Source organism: Actinomycetospora endophytica (assembly GCF_021026375.1).
GTDB lineage: Bacteria > Actinomycetota > Actinomycetes > Mycobacteriales > Pseudonocardiaceae > Actinomycetospora > Actinomycetospora endophytica.
In genome coordinates, this window is record NZ_JAJNDB010000001.1 from 1,654,179 (window position 1) to 1,671,500 (window position 17,322).

The following is a 17,322-nucleotide window of genomic DNA, read 5'->3' on the forward strand; positions in this document are numbered from 1 at the left end:
CCACCCGCGCGGCGTGGGTCTGCCGAGGCCGCTGGCCGACCTCCCGATCACCGACTGGCCGTTCCTGGTCGGCCTCGGGGTCGCCGGCCTGGCGGCGGTCGCCGTGCTGGTCGTCGCGATCCGCCGTCGGGGGTGGCCGACCCGGGTGGTGGCGGGCCTCGCCGTCGTCGTACTGGTCCTGATCAACGCGGCCGCCGGCCTCAACACGTACGTCGACTTCGACCGCACCCTCGGCGAGGCGGTGGGGCAGGTCCCGCCCGACGAGGTGCCGCTGGCCAACCTGCTGCGGCGGATCGCGGTCCCCGCGTCCGGCATCGTCGCCCCCGTCGCGATCCCGACGAAGGTGTCGGGCTTCGTCGCCCGGCCGGCGCTGATCTACGTGCCGCCGGCCTGGTTCCGCCGGCCTCGCCCGCGGCTGCCGGTGATCGTGCTGCTGCACGGCACCCCCGGCGGGCCGGACGTGTGGTTCGGGGCCGGACAGGCGACCGCGACCGCCGACGCCTGGGCGACCGCCCACCGCGGAGTTGCGCCGATCATCGTCGCGCCCGACGTGAACGGCTCGATCGACGCGGACTCCGAGTGCGTCGACTCCCCGGCCGGGCGGGTCGAGACGGCCCTGACGGTGGACCTGCCGCGCTTCGTCCAGAGCACGTTCCGGACGCTGCCGCCGGGTCCGGCCTGGGCGGTCGCGGGCTTCTCGGAGGGCGGCTCGTGCGCGTTGATGCTGGCCCTGCGGCACCCGACGCTCTTCGGCACCGTCGGCGACTACGGCGGCCTCGCCGGCCCGCGCCTCGGCGACACCAACGCCGACACCGCATCCACCCTCGCCGACCTCTTCGGGGGCTCGACGGCACAGTTCGCGGCCCACGAACCCGCCGACCTGCTCGCGCGGGCGCGGTTCGCCCGGCTCGGGGGCTGGTTCGAGGTCGGCGACGCGGACCCGGAGCCGGCGGCCGCCCAGGCCGCGCTCGCCCCGGCGGCGCGGCGGGCCGGGATCGCGACCTGCTCGGTGGTGATCCCCGGCGGCGCGCACACCTTCGACGTGTTCTCGGCGGGATTCGCCGACTCGCTGCCGTGGCTCGCCGGGCGCCTGGGGATCGGCCCGGCCCGGGTGCCGTGCCCGCAGCAGTGAGCGGGCGCGGCGGGCCGCGACCGGCCCGCCGGGGGTGCCCGCTACCGTCGGAGGATGACGAGCACGCAGGAGGGCCGGTCGACCGTGGATCCGACGGTGCGTGACGCCGAATCCGCCCTGCTCCAGCGGATCATCCTGCCGCGCCCGGCCGATCCGGCGACGGTGCGTTCGCTCTACCTCGACGAGGGCACCGCGACCAGCCTGCGCTCGACCGCGCCCACGGCCCAGCGGCCGGGGACGGTCAACACCGAGGCCGACGACTACGTGCTGCACCTGGCGTCGTCCGGGGGCAGGCACGCCGAGGTGCTGTCCCGGACGAGTGCCCGGATCCCGGAGCGCACCGAGACGTCGTTCGCGGCCTACTTCAACGCCTTCCCGGCCTCCTACTGGCGGCGCTGGTCGATCCTCGACGCGGTCCACCTGCGGCTCCACCTGACCGGGTCGGGCCGGGTCGACGTCTACCGCTCCACCGCGCGCGGCGTGCCGGTGCACGTGCACGGCGAGCTCGTCGCCGGCGACGCCTCCCTGGACATCCCGGTGCCGCTGAAGCCGTTCGAGGACGGCGGGTGGATCTGGTTCGACCTGTCCAGCGGGAACGAGCCGCTCGAGCTCGTCGACGGCGGCTGGTTCGCCGACCGCGCGGCACCCGGGCGCGCCGCGGTCACCGTCGGGATGCCGACCTTCAACCGGCCGTCGGACTGCGTCGACACGCTGCGCGCGCTCGGCGAGGACCCCCTCGTCCGGGACGTGCTGACCGCGGTCGTCATCCCCGACCAGGGCACGTCCAAGGTCCGCAACCAGGACGGCTTCGACCAGGCCGAGGCGCTGCTCGGCGACCGGCTGCGGATCGTCGACCAGCCCAACCTCGGCGGCTCCGGCGGCTACAGCCGGATCATGTACGAGGCGCTCGAGCACACCGACTGCGAGCACATCCTGTTCATGGACGACGACGTCGTCCTCGAGCCGGACTCGGTGCTGCGCGCGCTCGCGTTCGCCCGGTTCGCGCGGGCGCCGATGCTCGTCGGCGGCCAGATGCTCTCGCTGCAGGCACGGTCGCACCTGCACGCCATGGGCGAGGTCGTCGACCGGACCACGTTCTTCTGGCAGCTCGCGCCGAACACCGAGGACGACCACGACTTCGCCGTCGACTCGCTGCGCGAGACGCTCTGGATGCACCGGCGCACCGACGTCGACTACAACGCCTGGTGGATGTGCATGATCCCCCGGGTCGTCGCCGAGCAGATCGGTCAGCCGCTCCCGCTGTTCATCAAGTGGGACGACTGCGAGTACGGCCTGCGCGCCGGCGCCCACGGCTTCCCGACGGCGACCGTGCCCGGCGTCGCGATCTGGCACCTCAGCTTCGTCGAGAAGGACGACAGCTCCGACTGGCAGGCCTACTTCCACGCCCGGAACCGGCTCGTCGTCGCCGCCCTGCACGGCCCCGACGACCCGAAGGCGATGCTGCTCGACTCGCTCAAGCGCACCCTGCGGCACCTGTTCCTGCTGGAGTACTCCGCGATCGCACTGCACCAGATGGCGATGCGCGACTTCCTGTCCGGCCCGCGGGCGCTGTTCGGGTCACTCCCGACGGCGCTCGGTGCGGTCCGGGCGACCCGCGCCCGCTTCTCCGACGGGACCGTCGTCCCCAGCGCCCGGGACCTCCCCGAGCCGCCGATCGACGCGCTGGCCGCACAGCTCTGGCCGAACCCGCCGCAGGGCAAGGTCGCGCAGGTCAAGGCCCTGGTCGGGGCGCTGCGCCACCAGCTGCGCCCCGCCGACCCCGGGGCCTGGGAGCGGCCGCAGCGCAACGTCCCCGCCGAGCACGGCACCTGGTTCCTGCTCTCCCGGCTCGACGGGGCCACCGTCTCGACCTCGGACGGCACCGGCGTCACCTACCGCAAGCGCGACCGCAGGCAGTTCTGGGAACTGCTGCGCGTCTCGGTCGCCCTGCACCAGCAGGTGCTGCGCTCCTGGCCCGCGCTGCGCCGCCGCTACCGGGACGGCATGCCCGAGCTGGTCAGTCGCGAGGCCTGGAACGAGCAGGTGTTCTCCCGGTTCTAGGTGCGATGCGCGCTCGTGAGCACTAATCCGTGTTCTGGCACGGATTGGTGCTCACAGGCCCGGGGGCCGCGAGGTCGTCGAGCAGCAGGTCGCGCAGCAGCACGTCCGCGGCGTCGAAGCCCTCGGTGCGCACCCGGGCGGTGTCGAGCCCGAGCGAGGTCTCCAGCACGCGGGCGCCCGCGTCGTCCAGGACCTCGCGGGCGTCCTCGATCGCGTGGCGCCCGCGCGTCCGCCCGCCGTAGCCCACGATCGCGACGACGGTGCCGCTCCAGTCGGTCCGGCGCAGGTCGGCCAGCACGTCGCTCGCGGCGGCCCGGAGGTACTCCGGGACGATCACGACGGCCGTCCCCGCGCCACCCCGACGGCAGGCCGGCGCCTGCTCCAGCCACACCGCGAGGCGGTCGCCGAACTCGGCTCGACGCAGGTGCGGCCGCCGCACGGTGGTGATCTCCCGGGCGTCCATGGTGGCCTCCCCTCACGGCGCTTTCACATCTCCTTGACGGCTGCCATACCGTCGCCCAGGGACCCGGTGGGGCTCAACGCATTTCGCGGCGGGCGAGCAACGGCCGCCGCCAGAGCCGTGGGGCGGCGGTGCCATCATTCGGCGCATGGCGCAGCAGGGGACCGAGGAGAAGACCGGGGCGGCCGGCGGCGACGGCAGCGGTGCGGAGGCCACCGGCGGGGAGGGCGCGGGCCGCCACGCCGCCTCCGAGGAGTCGACCTCGACGGAGCAGCAGGCCCCCGCCGAGCAGGCCACGGAGACGACGGCCGCCGAGCCGAAGACCGAGGAGAAGGCGCCGGCCGAGCCGGCGACCGAGAAGGTCGCGGCGCCCGCGGAGCCGAAGACCGAGAAGATCGCGCCGGCCGAGCAGCCGACGAAGCGTGAGGAGGCGCCGGCGCGCGGTCAGAAGGACACGTCGTGGGCCGAGCCCGAGCGTGCCGAGACTCCTCGCCACCGCTCCGTCGACATCGGCGAGCTCGCGTGGCGGACCGGGAACGTCCTCGCGACCGTCGTCCGGACGCTGGCGCTGCTGTTCGCCCTCGTGCTGGTGGTGAACGTGGTGCTGGCGCTCCTCACCGTGAACCCGGCCAACGGCGTGGCACAGTTCGTCAGCGGCGTCGCGAACATCGTGATCCTCGGGTTCCGGGACCTGTTCATCCCGGCCAACCCGCTGATCGGGCTGATCGTGAACTCGCTGATCGCCGCCGTCTTCTGGGTGTTCGTGGGCGAGCTGGTGTCGCGGGTGATCCGCTTCCTCGCCGCGCGCGTCAAGTAGGGCGCCCCGGCCGCCGTCACACCCCGGCGGCGGTCGGTGTCCCCCCGGCCCCGGCACCGGCTCCCAGCCGGCCGGGGACCCCGCGCACCGGGATGAGGGCCGCGAGGCCGAGCAGCAGCACGATCCCGATCCCGGCGATGCCCCAGCGCTGCTCACCGAAGAGCGTGATGAACAGGCTGAACAGCGCGGGCGCGAGGAAGCTGACCGCGCGGCCCGTCGTCGCGTACAGCCCGAACAGCTCGCCCTCGCGCCCCGGCGGGACCAGGCGGGCGAGGTAGCTGCGCGAGCACGCCTGCGCCGGGCCCACGAACAGCGACAGCACCAGCCCGCCGGCCCAGAACGCCCCCTTGCCCGAGGCGGGGAGCAGCGCCGCCGCCACGATCACGAGCGCGATCAGCGAGACGATGATGACGCGCTTCGGGCCGATGCGGTCGTCGAACCAGCCGCCCGTGACGGCGCCGAGCGCCGACACCACGTTCGCCGCGATCGCGAAGAAGATGACCTCGGTCTGGCTCAGCCCGAACGTCCCGGCCGCCAGCACCCCGCCGAACGTGAAGACCGCGGTGAGTCCGTCGCGGTAGACGGCGCTCGCGACGAGGAAGCCCAGCAGGTTCCGGTCGCTGCGCCCGAGCGCGACGAGCCGGCGCACCAGCAGCGCGTAGGAGCCGAACCACCCGACCTGCGCCGCCTCGGCGTCGCCGGGGGGAGCGGGGTAGGGGAAGCGCATGAACAGCACGGGGATGGCGAACAGCGCGAACCAGGCCGCGCAGACCAGCGCGATCACCCGCGGGCCCATGTCCGCGGACGCGAAGGTGATGGCCCCGATCGGCGCGATGAACAGCAGCAGGCAGCCGATCAGGAGCACGATCCCGCCGAGGTAGCCCGCCGACCAGCCCACCCCGGAGACCCAGCCGGTCCGCCCGGCCGGCGCGAGGCGGTAGATCATCGCGTTGTACTCGACCTGCGCGAGCTCGTAGGCGAAGGTGCCGATCCCGAGCAGGATCAGTCCGAGCAGCAGGTACGACGGCGAGCCCTGGACGAAGAACATCAGGGCGGTCGCCACGACGATCACCGCGGTGAGCAGCCCGAGGCGACGCTGGCGGCCCTGCTCGGCCCCGGACGCGTCACTGCGCTGTCCGTAGACCGGGGCGGTGAGGGCGACCAGCACCCCGGAGATCGCGATGGTGTTCGCCAGCGCGGACGAGCCGGAGGCCTCGTCGGCGGCCACGCCCGAGGTCAGGTAGACGGTGAAGACGAACGTCGTGATGACGGCGTTGAAGGCGGCGGATCCCCAGTCCCAGGCCGCCCAGGCGACCAGTGGACCCAGCGTGCGCGGCGGCGCGGCAGCCTGCTCGGTGGACACGGGAGCGGACGCTATCGGGTCCACGGGCCGCACGACGTGGAGCGCGACACGGCGCGCTACCGCTGGGCGCGTGACGTCATCCTCCCGGCGCAGCCGACGCAGCGGTCCGGGATTCGACGAGCAGCGCAGCGTGATTCGACCGTGATATCGGGCGAGTGACGGCACCGGGGTGGGTGAGCATTCTCGTGACAGCCGGGTCATGTCTTCGCAAAACATGGCGGTGAGCGGTCGTCACCATCGAGTGAGGAACTGTCGCCGCGGAGTCGGAACCCCTTGTCGGACACCTGCCGTCGGAATCTGATTTCGTTCGGTCACGCGATCGACAGGTCGCCCGAGAAGATCATCGAGAGGACACACCGTGGGAGCTTTCCGCAAGGCCGTGCTGGCGACGTCGCTGATCGGCGCCGGGCTCGCGAGCACGACCGGTGCCGCGTTCGCGCACGAGACCGACGGCGGCACGACCGTGCAGAAGGGGCTCATCAACTCCAGCGACTTCGCCCCGAACACCTCGCTGGACGCGTGCAACAACGACGTCCCGGTGAACGCGCTCGGCGTCCAGGTCCCGGTCCAGGACCTCGCGGGCTCGGTGCCGCTGCTCTCCAAGGCGGAGAAGGGCAACTCGGCGACCAACGCGAAGTCCTGCCACAACCCGATCGGCGCCTCGAACTGAGGTACCCGGGTCCTCCTGGGACCCACATCGGTGACGCGCCCGTCACGCCGGCTCCCCCCAACGGCGTGCCGGGCGCGTCGTCGTTTCGGGGGCGGACTACCGTACGCACGCTCCCGCCGTGTCGCCGTCCACCGAGAGAACCAGGGGGTCCCACGGGTGCTGAAGGGCTTCAAGGACTTCCTCCTTCGGGGCAACGTGGTCGACCTCGCGGTCGCGGTTGTCGTCGGCGCCGCTTTCACCTCGGTGGTCACTGCTTTCACGAGCGCGTTCCTCAAGCCGCTCATCCAGCTGGTCTCCGGCGGCGGGCAGTTCGCGGGCTCGTTCATCGTGAACGGGGTGGTGTTCGACTACGCGTCGTTCATCAACGCCGTCATCACCTTCCTCCTGACGGCGACGGCGATCTACTTCCTCGTCGTCTTCCCGCTGAAGGTGGTCTCCGAGCGGCGCAAGCGGGGCGAGGAGGCGGGCCCCGCCGAGTCGACCGACATCGAACTGCTCACCGAGATCCGGGACCTGCTCCGGGAGCAGCAATCGCGCCCGCCGCGCGGGACCGGTCGCGACGAGGACGGCGGGACGGCCGGGCGGATCCCTCACCAGGAGCGATGAGCGCGCGGCTGACGACCAGCGCGAGCGCCCACACCACCGCACCGAGCACCCCGATGATCCCGAGCCCCGCGGTGAACCGCGCGGGGTCGGTGGGCGAGCCGGCCAGCAGCCCGAACAGCGCCACCGCGATCGCACCGGCCGACTGCCGCGCGGTGTTGTTGACCCCGCTGGCGAGGCCGGAGCGCTCCGGGTCCACCGCGCGGACCGCCGCGGCGACGACGGCCGCGGTGAGCAGACCCATGCCGACGCCGAGGCCGAGCAGGACCGGCAGCAGCCGCAGGTAGCCGCTGTCGGGTCGCAGCCCGACGAGGGCCAGGCAGCCGACGATCCCCAGCGCCAGCCCCGCCGTCATCGGCGGCCGCGGGCCCACCCGCCCGACGAGACGGCCGGTGAGCGGCGCCAGCGCGGCCAGCGGCACGAACAGCGGCAGCAGCATCGCCCCGGCGACGACGGCCGGGTGCCCCTGCACGGTCTGCAGGTACAGCGTCGCGACGAACACCACGCCGATGCCGACCAGGTTCATGGCGGCCGCGACCAGGTTGGCGCCGACGAAGGCCGGGGTGCGCCACAGCGCGGGCGGGACCATCGGCGCCGCGGCCCGGCGCTCGCGCAGCATGAAGCCGGCCAGGCCGAGGAGGGCGACGGCCGCGGCCGCCCAGACCCGCGGATCCCCGGGGCCGCGCTCGAGGGCGATGACCGCGAGGACGGCGGCGGCCAGCGTCACCGCGGCGAGGGCGGCGCCGGGGAGGTCGAGACGGTGGACGCGGGTCGGGACGTCGCGGCCGACGACGGCGAGGGTGGCGGGCACCGCGGCCAGCACGATCGGCAGGTTCACCAGGAAGACCCAGCGCCAGCCCGGGCCGGAGACCAGCGCACCACCGAGCAACGGTCCGGCCGGGAGCGCGAGCGCCGAGACCCCGGCCCAGATCCCCACCGCACGGGCCTGCTCGGCCCGGCCCGGGAACGCGCGGGTGACGACGGCGAGCGTGCCCGGGAGCAGCAGCGCCGCGCCGAGCCCCTGCACGGACCGCGCGCCGACGAGCACCGCGGCCGACGGGGCCGCGCCGCCGGCGAGCGAGGCGGCGCCGAAGAGGAGCAGGCCGGCGATCACCACGCGCCGGTGCCCGACCCGGTCACCGAGCGCGCCGCCGGCCAGCAGCAGCCCGGCCAGGACCACCGCATAGGCGTCGACGACCCACTGCTGGCCGCTCAGCGAGGTGTCGAGGCCCGCGCGGATGTCGGGGAGCGCGACGTTGACGACGGTGACGTCGAGCTGGACCAGGAACATGCCCACGCACATCGTCGTGAGCAGGGCGGCGCGGCGGGGAGTGGTCATCGGCCGGGACGGTAGGAGCGATCGGCTTCGCGTCCGGACGAAACGTGGCGCTCAGCGGTCGACGGCGAGGGCGTCGGTGTCGATCCCGAACACCCGGGCGAAGCCCGACCGTCCGTCGTCGGTGATCGTGACGGCGCGGGGGTGGCGGTCCGCGCGGAGCACCCAGCCGAGGTCGTCGAACCGGGTCAGTAGCGCGGCCCCGACCGCGCCGCCCAGGTGGTGGCGCTGCTCGGTCCAGTCCACGCAGTAGCCGATCGTGCGTCGGCGGGTGGCGGGGAGGGTCACGGCGAGCTCGTCGAGCAGGGCGCGGCCGTCGTCGGTGAGCTCGTAGGGCCGGTCGGCCCCGGGGGCGGAGAGCCGGTCGTGGGTCGTCGTCGCCAGGTCGTGGTGGCCGTCGCCGCCGACGAGGGCGCCGCGGTCGAGCAGGGCCGCCATCAGCGCGACGCCGAGATGGCCGGCGAGGTGGTCGTAACAGGTCCGCGCGCGTCGGAGCGCCTGGGCACGGGTGCCCGCGCGCAGCGAGCGGACCGGCCGGGGAGGGGCGAGGGCCGCGAGGGCTTCCAGGGCGTGGGCGACCCGGGGCGACGCCAGCGCGTAGTAGCGGTGGCGGCCCTGCGCGCGGCTCGTCAGGAGGCCGCCGTCGACCAGCCGGGTCAGGTGCGCGCTCGCGGTCGACGCGGCCACGCCCGCCTCGGCGGCCAGCATCGTCATCGGCAGCGCCCGGCCGTCGACGAGCGCCCGCAGCATCGCCGACCGGGCCGGGTGCCCGATGAGCTCCGCGGGGGTCGTGAAGTCGCCGTCCCCGCCCGCCGTGTCCGTCATCGTCGTCGAGCGTAGGTCCAGCACGCTTCGAGTGGGACCGAAACGTGCTACGTCGCGGCGGCCCACAGCGCGTCGGCGACGAGATCGGGCTCGGAGATCATCGCGTCGTGCCCGGTGGCGATCTCCGCCCAGGACCAGTCGGAGCGTGAGCGCGCGTAGGCCCGGCTGCTCTCGAGGGGCGCGTACCAGGGGTCGGTCATCGCGACGTAGTGGCACGGCCGCCCGTTCCCGATCGGGTTCGACCACCGCACCGGCTCGTCGTAGAGCCCGATGGGGTGCGGGGTGAGGCGGCGCTCGAGCCAGGCGGCGTCGGCGGGGTCGGTCACGCCGAACGCCGCGGCGGGTGCCATGGCGAGGCATGGCACGCCGTCGTGCGTCACCGTCGTGGCGCGCCGCTGCGCGACGGTCGGCGCGGGCATGACGTCGAAGGCCGTCCGGCCGTCCTCGACGAGCAGGCCGTCGAGGAAGACCACCCCGCGCACGCGCTCGGGGACGCGGTCGACCGCGCCGGTCACCGACAGCCCGCCGAAGCTGTGCCCGACCAGTGTCACGTCGGTGAGCTCCTCGGCCTCCAGCACGCCGACGACGTCCTGCACGAAGACCGCCACCGTCGCCGCGGCGAGCTGGTGGGCGCGCTCGCCCGCCCCGGTCTGGGTCGGCGTGAGGACCTGGGCACCCCGACGGCGGAGCCGCTCCGCCACCCGGCGCCAGCACCAGCCGCCGTGATATCCGCCGTGGACCAGCACGAACGTCGGTGATGGGGAGGTCACCGGACGACCGTAGAGCAAATGTCTGATGTTTTACAGAGGGACGGCCGGTCACGGTCCTCGTACGGTGCCTTGGCTCCAGTGGGGCTCGAGGACGATCTCGTGTGGGTGATCCACGCCGGGTCCGCAGCGCGTCGGTCCGGTCGCGGCCGGCGGCTGGGCCAGGGTCTCGGCGTGATCGACACCCGGCTCCGTCCTCGTCACGGCTTCACGGGGTGCCGCGCCGCGGGGTCGGCGGGGCGTGGATCCGACGGCCTGACGCCGTGGCGACGCTCCGTGATCGGTGCGCGTCATGCCGGTCGCCACTCCACCGGGGAGGACCGAACCCCGCCTGGTCGGGCGGTGGAGGTGCCCAGGTCAGGGCGTGGAGTGACGCTGCGTGTCCAGCATGACCGGAGGGGCTGACGGCGATGTGGGCTCGTCTCCTTCGATCCACTGAACGGAGTATCAGGTATGGGCCGCCTGCTGCCGTTCCACAGGTCGAGGGTCACGGTCACCGGACCGTGGAACTCGGTCCACGACGGTCGGGGAGGCACACGGTGGGGACGCTGACAGCGCTCACGACACGGACGTCCGGCCGCGACGACGCGGCCGGTCCGACGGGCATGACGCCCGCGCCGACGACTCCCCTGGCGGCCGTCCCCGCCTGGGCGTCGTCGGGGTCCGCACTCGGGGCCACGGCCCTGGCGTCGGCGCCCGCGGCTCCGTCGCCGACCGTGCTGCCGCTGCCGCGTCGGCGCGGGACCTCCCCGACCCCGGCGGTCAGCGTGCCCGCGCCGCCGCGGCCGCCGTCGACCCCCGACGCGCCCGTCCTCCCGCTCACCCGGGGGGACATCCCGCAGCTGACCGGGCTGCGGTTCGTCGCCGCGGTGTGGGTGCTCCTGCTGCACGCCTCGTACGTGCCCGGCGACGTCTTCGCCCGCTGGACCGCGCCGATCGCGCCGCTGGTGGCCGCCGGCCCGCTGGGGGTGGACCTGTTCTTCGTGCTCTCCGGGCTCGTGCTCACCCGCGCCTACCTGGAGCGGATGGGCCGGCGGCCGTCGGTGCGGGGCACGCTCCGGTTCGTCCGGGCCCGCGTCGCCCGCGTGTGGCCGCTCTACGCGGCGGTGACGGTCGCCTTCGGCCTCTGGTGCACCGCGCGGCTGGCGTTCGGCCACGACGGCGTCGTGACCTGGCAGAACCCGCAGCCCGACCTGGGGCCGCTGGGCTGGCTGCGGCAGCTGACCATGACCCAGCTCTGGGACTCGCGCGGCATCGAGGGCATCTCGTTCGTGCTCCCGGCCTGGTCGGTGAGCGCCGAGTGGCTGGCCTACCTGTGCTTCCCGCTGCTGGTCCTGGGCGCGTGGCGGATCCGGAACTGGCCGCTGCCGGTGCTCGGCGCGCTGGCCGTCGTGGCCGCGTCACCGATCGCCGTCGGCTCGCTGATGTCCTCGGGCTCGGGGGAGACCGGCGCGTGGGCCTGGGCGCTGCGCATCGGCGGCGGGTTCACGTCTGGGATGCTGACCTGGCTGGTCGTGGCCCGGATCGAGCGGACGCCGCGGGTCGAGCTCTGGGCGCAGCGGCTGCTGCTCGGGGTGATCGCGGAGACGGTGCTCGTGGCCTACTGGGCGGCCTCCGCGCCCGCCTCGGCGGCGATCCCGGCCGCGGACCGGCTGTGGTTCGCGGTCCCGATGTTCCCGATCCTGCTCGGGTCGCTGTGCCTGGCCCGGGGCGGCGTCGTGCGGTTCCTCTCGCACTCCCGGCTCCAGCACGGCGGCCGGATCTCCTACGCGATCTACCTGGTGCACTTCCCGCTCATCGAGATCACCGTCGTGGCGATGACCCGCTTCCCGGCGCTCGCCCCGAACAGCTCGCTCGCGGCGCTGGCGGTGCCGCACGTGCTGGTCGGGTCGGTGCTGGTGGCGCACCTCGCCTACCGGTGGATCGAGGCCCCGGCGCGTCGGTGGGTAGGTGCGCTGACGCGCTCGTGAGCAGTAATTGACGCCCGGGCGTCAATTACTGCTCACAGGCGCGAAGCGCACCTACACCGGCAGGCGGCGGAAGATCGGGCGCGGGATGTGGCGCAGCACCGTCATCACGGCACGCAGCGGGGCCGGGGCCCACACCAGTTCACGGCCCTTGGCGACGGCGTCCACCGCGACCTCGGCGACCTTCTCCGGCGTCGTCGAGAGCGGGGCGGCGTCCATGCCCGTGGTCATCTTGGTGTGCACGAAGCCCGGGCGGACGATCGTCACGCCGATCCCGTCGCCGCGCAGCGCCTCGGTGAGGCCGGTGTAGAAGGCGTCCATCCCGGCCTTCGTCGAGCCGTAGACGAAGTTCGAGCGCCGCGCGCGCTCCCCCGCGACCGAGGACAGGGCGACGATGCGCCCGTGGCCCTGGCGGCGGAACTCCGCGGCGAGGGTGACGCCCACCGACACCGCGGCGACGTAGTTCACCTCGGCCAGCGCGGTGGCGGCCTCGACGTCCTGCCAGGCGGCCTCCTGGTCGCCGAGCAGACCGAACGCCACGACCGCGACGTCGACGTCGCCCCCGGCGAACGCCTTGCGGACGGTCTCGGTGCGCCCGGCGTCGTCGAGCGCGTCGAACTCGAGGGTCTCGACGTGCCCGCCCGCCCGCTCGAGACGGGCGGCGGACTCGGCCAGACCCGGCGACTGCCGCCCCGCCAGCACGATGCGGAGCGGTCCGCCGGCGAGGTAGCGCTCGGCGATCGCGAGGCCGATCTCGGAGGTGCCCCCGAGCAGGAGCAGGGAGGACGGGTGCCCGACGGCGTCGATCATGGAAATCCTGTCAGTGGATGTCATATTGTGGCTGATGTCAGCTGTCGTTCGGTGTCAGGTACAAATCCGCAGGTCAGGACGTCAGCGCGAGGCGGCGCGACATGTCGGAGGCGAACACGCCCTCCGGGTCGACCGCGTCGCGGACCTTGCGCCACTCGTCGATGCGCGGGTACATCGCCGCGAACGTCGCGGCGTCGGTGCGGGAGTCCTTGGCGGTGTAGAGCCGGCCGCCCATGGTGAGCACGCGCTCGTCGAGACCCCGGCAGAACTCGCCGAGCCCGTCGACGATCGGGAAGTCGACGCAGATGTTCCAGCCCGGCATCGGGAACGAGAGCGGCGCCCGGTTCCCCTCGCCGAACTTCTTGAAGACGTTGAGGAAGGAGACGTGCCCCGACGCGGCGATGTCGGCGATGATCGACCGGAACTCGGCCTCGGCGGCCAGCGGCACGATGAACTGGTACTGCAGGAAGCCCTTCGAGCCGTAGGCGCGGTTCCACTCCCCGAACAGGTCCAGCGGGTGGTAGAAGGCCGTCAGGTTCTGGATCTGGCCCTGCTCGTTCTTGGTCTTGCGGTAGTACAGCTCGCCGATCGCCGAGAACGAGAGCTTGTTGGCCAGCCCGTTCGGGAAGACGTCGGGCAGCGTCGCGAGCTGCGGGGCGTCGAACTTCAGCGGGTCGCGGCGCAGCTTCTCGGGCAGCTCGTCGAGGCGGGCCAGCGACCCGCGCCCGAGCGCCGCGCGCCCGAGCTTCGGGCCGGTGGAGATCGAGTCGAACCAGGCCGACGAGTAGTCGTAGGCCTCGTCCGAGCCGTCGGAGAAGCGCTCGATCGTCTCGTCGAGGTTCGCGGTGCGCTCGCTGTCGACGACGAAGTAGGCGGTCTCGGTCTTCGTCATGCGGATCGTCGCCCGCAGGATGATCCCGGTCAGGCCGATGCCGCCGACCGTCGCCCAGAACAGCTCCGACTCCGGACCGTCCGGCTCCAGACGTCGGATCTCCCCGGTGCCGGTGAGCAGGTCCATGGATGCCACGTGGTCGCCGAAGCTGCCCGCGCTGTGGTGGTTCTTGCCGTGGATGTCGTTCGCGATGGCGCCACCGATGGTGACCTGGCGGGTCCCGGGCAGCACCGGCACCCACAGCCCGAACGGCAGCGCGATCCGCATCAGCTGGTCCAGCGAGACCCCGGCGTCGAGCTCGATCAGCCCGGACCCGGCGTCCACGGAATGGACCCGCTGCCGGGACGTCATGTCGGCGACCAGGCCGCCGGCGTTCTGCGCGGTGTCCCCGTAGGAGCGGCCGAGGCCCCGGGCGATCATCCCGCGTTCGCCCGCGCCGGCGACCGCCTCGGCGAGTCTCTCGTCCGAGGTCACCTCGTCGCCGGACAGCACGGTCGCGCGGCTCGGGGCGGTCCGCGCCCAGCCGACCAGGGTCTTCACGGAACGAGGCATCGGATCGAGGCTAGCGCGCGACCCCGCGTCGACCGCCCGCAGGTACGCCGCCGGCCGCCTAGTTGTCGCCGACCGCGAGCGGACCCGGCGTCGAGAACCCCGAGTGCCCGACGTCGTGCCGGGTCACCGTCGGCGCCACCACCGGCGACGTGGGGACCCAGCGCTCCAGGCTCGCGATGTCGGTCAGCGGCAGGCCCGGCAGGTAGACGGGGTAGCGGACCTGGCGGACCAGCGAGCGCGCCGTCGTCCACGGCCCGCCCTGCGAGGCGGTGTAGCTGATGTAGCCCGACTGGGCCTCGCTGCGGGCGTCCGTCGAGACCCGCCAGCCCGGCAGCGTCGCGAGCCCGTCGCGCAGCGGGGTGAACGGCGTGCACGGGAAGAGGAACGCCCCCGGCCAGTCGACCGCGGCGGGCGTCCCCGGGGGCAGGACCTGGTTCCAGGGGACCAGCCGCGCGATCCGCGGGGCGGAGAAGCCCTGGAAGACCGGGGTCTGGGCCGAGCTGACCAGCCGGACGGCGTTCCAGCGGGCGCTCAGGGCCGGGTCCAGGCGCAGGTCGCGCGAGCGCGGCGCGTCGACCGAGGCCGAGCTCGAGTACTGGGTGGCGCTCTCGTCGATCTTCACCTGCGCGCCGGGCACGAAGGCGCCCGAGGGGTCGCGGGTGCCGAACTCGGCGGTCACGTCCCCGTGCGCCACCGGCCCCGTCAGCGTCACGACGACGGGTCCCGGCGCGTCCTTGCCGGTGGGCGCGCTCGGCCCGGGCAGCCCGAACCAGCCGGTCGTGACGCCGGGCCCGCGCCAGGCGGGGAGCGTGGCGCCGGCCATCGAGGGCCCGTCCGGGGCGGCCGTCGGCGCCGGGCCGGGTCCGTCGGCCGGGAGCAGGCCGGCGAGCGGGTCGGGCTCGACCCGCAGCCGGTCCGCGATGCCGCACGAGCGCCCCTGCAGCGAGGCCACCGAGTCCGAGGCGAGCGTGTAGGAGTCGCGGCGCTGGATGGCGGTGTGCGCGAAGGTCAGCACCTCGATGGCGACGACGACCGCGACGACCGTGATGGCCAGCGCCGGGGCGAGCGCGAGCAGCCGGGTGTCCGTGACAGCGATGCGGCGTCGCTGACGCTGAACGTCAGGATCGCCGCTTTCTCGGCGGAGCGTGCGCCGGATCGCGAGGACCGCGAGCGCCACCGCGAGCACGACGCCGAGGACCAGCACGAGGTCGGAGAGCCGGATGCCGCGCAGCGTGGGGGCGTTCGTCGACCAGGTGATCGCGTAGCTGGAGATCCAGTGCCACTGGTTGTAGCCGGCTAGCGTGAGCCCTGAGGCCCCGGCCGCGAGCGCCACCGCCCAGGCCGCCCGCCGCGGCGCGCGCTCGGCGTCGACGGGGGCACGCAGCCACGCATCGAGCGCCAGCAGCGTCGTCGCCGTGCCGAGCACCGCGAACGCGCCGAAGTGGTGGGTCCACTTCGTCGGGGTGAAGGCCAGCGTCACGAACGAGAGCAGGGTGGTGACGACGAGTCGGTGGGCCGCCGCCGGCCGCGGCATCCGGGCGAACACCAGCGCGCCGAAGGCCAGGGCGAGCAGCAGCACCGGGGCGCGGCGGCCCAGGTTGCCGTCGGCGTCCCCGACGGTCAGCAGCGAGGTGTAGCGCACGTACTCGTCGGTCCACGGCCGGTCGCCGCCGATGAGCGTGCGGATGCCGACCGAGTCGAGCACCGAGGCCCACGTCTGGTCGGCGTAGACGAGCACCAGGGTCAGGCCCAGCGCCGCGATCCCGACGACGGCGAAGGTCACGACGCCGAGCGGGTCGGCCCGCACGAGGCGGACCAGCGGGACGACCGCCGCCAGCAGCGGGGCGAACGCCATGAGGCCGGTGGGTGTGACGGCGAGCGTGATCCCGGCGACCAGCAGCGCGACGACCAGCGGTGTCACCGAGCGCCGCTCGACCGCCCGCTCGGTGAGCACGTAGACGGCGGTCGAGCCGACGAGGACCCACGACTCGGGACGGACCCCGAGGTCGTAGGGCAGCCACCAGGCCAGGTAGACGGTGCCCGCCAGCCACGGCACGAGCCGGGGGAGACACTGCAGTCCCATCCGGGGCAGCACGGCGCGGGAGAGCAGGACCCAGCCGGTGATCCCGAGCGCCGTGGCCGGCAGCCGTAGCCAGAACGGCGCGGGGTCGACGCCGGCGATGACCGCGAGGACCTCGTAGAACCAGCCGAACGGCGTCTCGGGCGAGTTCAGCCAGCGGAAGACCGTGCCGATCTGCCCGTTCTGGCCGAGCGAGCGGACGATGCCCGCGATGTACCCGTCGTCGACGGTCAGCGGGCCGATCACCTGCCACAGCAGCAGGCCGAGCACGACCCCGACGTCGACGAGCCGGGCGGGCCTGGCGCTCCGGCGGCTCGAGGATGTGGAGTCGCTGACGTCCAGTGTCTGCGGCGCCGCATCGCTGACACGCCGCCGGCGCCGCGCCCCCACGACCACCGCACCCAGCGCCACCGCGAACGCCGCCACCGCCAGCGCCCCGAGCGCGATCTTCAGCCCGCCCGCGGAGTTCTGGAAGCGGGTGTCGCCCACCACCGACAGCGACACCCCCGCCGACGTGGGCGCCCCGGTGAACGCCCCGGCCACGGCCGGCCGCTGGTCCCCCTCGAGCCGTGCGACCTGCCGCGACCCCGCACCGGGCGAGTCCACGGTCACCGTCGTCGCGTCGATCCCACTGTCCAGCCGCAGTGAGCAGGCCCCGCCCGGCAGCGTCACCGGCCCGACCTCGTGGCCCCCGACCGACACCGCCACCGCGCCCGCCGCCGGACCCGCCGTCATCGTCAGGCCCTGCAGCTGCTCGGCGAGCGGGTCGGGCCTCGGCGCGGTCGTCGAGAGCAGCACCGTGCCGGGAGCGACCGCGCGCGCCGCCTCGCAGCTGACCGACGCCGTCGTCGTGACCGGCTGGTACGGCAGCATCGGGATCGCCGCCGGCGCGGGCGACGTCGTGCCCGCGGCCGGCCACGAGTAGGTCACGTCGGGCCGCGACACCGGCGCGAACGGGAACGCCAGCGCCGCGAGCACCGACACCAC

14 protein-coding genes are annotated in these 17,322 nt (G+C 74.0%); 6 read left to right on the forward strand and 8 right to left on the reverse strand.

Features of this window, described 5'->3' with window-relative positions:
* The first annotated feature begins 13 nt into the window (after window positions 1-13).
* Together LQ327_RS08030 and LQ327_RS08035 are read left to right on the forward strand one after the other, a co-directional pair.
* Window positions 14-1,132, forward strand: coding sequence for an alpha/beta hydrolase (locus tag LQ327_RS08030; protein ID WP_230731328.1), 1,119 nt, complete (start codon window positions 14-16; stop codon window positions 1,130-1,132).
* Between the two features lie 54 nt (window positions 1,133-1,186).
* On the forward strand, window positions 1,187-3,193 hold the full coding sequence (locus tag LQ327_RS08035; protein WP_230731335.1) for a glycosyltransferase: 2,007 nt from the start codon (window positions 1,187-1,189) through the stop codon (window positions 3,191-3,193).
* Between the two features lie 22 nt (window positions 3,194-3,215).
* Here the strand turns inward: LQ327_RS08035 and LQ327_RS08040 are convergent, their stop codons facing one another.
* Complete coding sequence (locus tag LQ327_RS08040) at window positions 3,216-3,656, reverse strand: hypothetical protein (RefSeq protein WP_230731337.1); 441 nt, start codon at window positions 3,654-3,656, stop codon at window positions 3,216-3,218.
* A 145-nt stretch (window positions 3,657-3,801) separates the two neighbouring features.
* On the opposite strand from LQ327_RS08040, the gene LQ327_RS08045 reads away from it, so the two are divergent.
* A complete protein-coding gene (locus tag LQ327_RS08045) occupies window positions 3,802-4,470 on the forward strand; it encodes a hypothetical protein (protein ID WP_230731339.1) in 669 nt (222 codons plus the stop codon).
* A gap of 16 nt (window positions 4,471-4,486) precedes the next feature.
* Here LQ327_RS08045 and LQ327_RS08050 read toward each other — a convergent pair whose 3' ends face one another.
* Window positions 4,487-5,833 carry an MFS transporter gene (locus LQ327_RS08050; RefSeq protein ID WP_230731341.1) on the reverse strand — a complete coding sequence of 449 codons (1,347 nt, stop codon included), beginning with the start codon at window positions 5,831-5,833 and terminating at the stop codon, window positions 4,487-4,489.
* Window positions 5,834-6,191: 358 nt separating this feature from the next.
* Here LQ327_RS08050 and LQ327_RS08055 point away from each other — a divergent pair, with 358 nt between their 5' ends.
* On the forward strand, window positions 6,192-6,503 hold the full coding sequence (locus LQ327_RS08055) for a hypothetical protein (protein WP_230731343.1): 312 nt from the start codon (window positions 6,192-6,194) through the stop codon (window positions 6,501-6,503).
* 156 nt (window positions 6,504-6,659) lie between these two features.
* Window positions 6,660-7,109, forward strand: coding sequence for a large conductance mechanosensitive channel protein MscL (gene mscL / locus LQ327_RS08060; protein ID WP_230731344.1), 450 nt, complete (start codon window positions 6,660-6,662; stop codon window positions 7,107-7,109).
* Here mscL and LQ327_RS08065 read toward each other — a convergent pair.
* The 3 genes from LQ327_RS08065 to LQ327_RS08075 are packed head-to-tail and all read right to left on the reverse strand — an operon-like array spanning window position 7,000 to window position 10,037.
* Window positions 7,000-8,445 (reverse strand): MFS transporter, encoded by a 1,446-nt coding sequence (locus LQ327_RS08065; RefSeq protein WP_230731346.1) that lies wholly within the window; start codon window positions 8,443-8,445, stop codon window positions 7,000-7,002. The two genes, mscL and LQ327_RS08065, sit on opposite strands and share 110 nt — an antisense overlap.
* A 51-nt stretch (window positions 8,446-8,496) precedes the next feature.
* Complete coding sequence (locus LQ327_RS08070; RefSeq protein ID WP_230731348.1) at window positions 8,497-9,267, reverse strand: ArsR/SmtB family transcription factor; 771 nt, start codon at window positions 9,265-9,267, stop codon at window positions 8,497-8,499.
* A gap of 47 nt (window positions 9,268-9,314) precedes the next feature.
* The gene (locus LQ327_RS08075) at window positions 9,315-10,037 is read right to left on the reverse strand and encodes an alpha/beta fold hydrolase (protein WP_230731350.1); all 723 of its coding nucleotides are present in this window, start codon (window positions 10,035-10,037) and stop codon (window positions 9,315-9,317) included.
* Between the two features lie 536 nt (window positions 10,038-10,573).
* Between LQ327_RS08075 and LQ327_RS08080 the strand changes: the two genes are divergently transcribed.
* Window positions 10,574-12,004 carry an acyltransferase family protein gene (locus LQ327_RS08080; protein ID WP_230731352.1) on the forward strand — a complete coding sequence of 477 codons (1,431 nt, stop codon included), beginning with the start codon at window positions 10,574-10,576 and terminating at the stop codon, window positions 12,002-12,004.
* A 51-nt stretch (window positions 12,005-12,055) separates the two neighbouring features.
* Here LQ327_RS08080 and dprE2 read toward each other — a convergent pair whose 3' ends face one another.
* The 3 genes from dprE2 to LQ327_RS08095 all read right to left on the reverse strand — a co-directional run bounded on the left by dprE2 (window position 12,056) and on the right by LQ327_RS08095 (window position 17,322).
* Window positions 12,056-12,811, reverse strand: a complete 756-nt coding sequence (dprE2, locus tag LQ327_RS08085) for a decaprenylphospho-beta-D-erythro-pentofuranosid-2-ulose 2-reductase (protein ID WP_230731354.1) — start codon at window positions 12,809-12,811, stop codon at window positions 12,056-12,058.
* Window positions 12,812-12,884: 73 nt separating this feature from the next.
* Complete coding sequence (gene dprE1 / locus LQ327_RS08090; protein ID WP_230731356.1) at window positions 12,885-14,255, reverse strand: decaprenylphosphoryl-beta-D-ribose oxidase; 1,371 nt, start codon at window positions 14,253-14,255, stop codon at window positions 12,885-12,887.
* A 58-nt stretch (window positions 14,256-14,313) separates the two neighbouring features.
* Window positions 14,314-17,322 (reverse strand): arabinosyltransferase domain-containing protein, encoded by a 3,009-nt coding sequence (locus LQ327_RS08095; protein WP_230731365.1) that lies wholly within the window; start codon window positions 17,320-17,322, stop codon window positions 14,314-14,316.

What these genes read in the sequence shown, in the direction of transcription:
- dprE2 (WP_230731354.1), bottom strand. Translation starts at nt 12,811, where the DNA reads ATGATCGACGCCGTCGGGCACCCGTCCTCCCTGCTCCTGCTCGGGGGC.
- LQ327_RS08045 (WP_230731339.1), top strand. Translation starts at nt 3,802, where the DNA reads ATGGCGCAGCAGGGGACCGAGGAGAAGACCGGGGCGGCCGGCGGCGAC.
- LQ327_RS08035 (WP_230731335.1), top strand. Translation starts at nt 1,187, where the DNA reads ATGACGAGCACGCAGGAGGGCCGGTCGACCGTGGATCCGACGGTGCGT.
- LQ327_RS08065 (WP_230731346.1), bottom strand. Translation starts at nt 8,445, where the DNA reads ATGACCACTCCCCGCCGCGCCGCCCTGCTCACGACGATGTGCGTGGGC.
- dprE1 (WP_230731356.1), bottom strand. Translation starts at nt 14,255, where the DNA reads ATGCCTCGTTCCGTGAAGACCCTGGTCGGCTGGGCGCGGACCGCCCCG.
- LQ327_RS08040 (WP_230731337.1), bottom strand. Translation starts at nt 3,656, where the DNA reads ATGGACGCCCGGGAGATCACCACCGTGCGGCGGCCGCACCTGCGTCGA.
- LQ327_RS08070 (WP_230731348.1), bottom strand. Translation starts at nt 9,267, where the DNA reads ATGACGGACACGGCGGGCGGGGACGGCGACTTCACGACCCCCGCGGAG.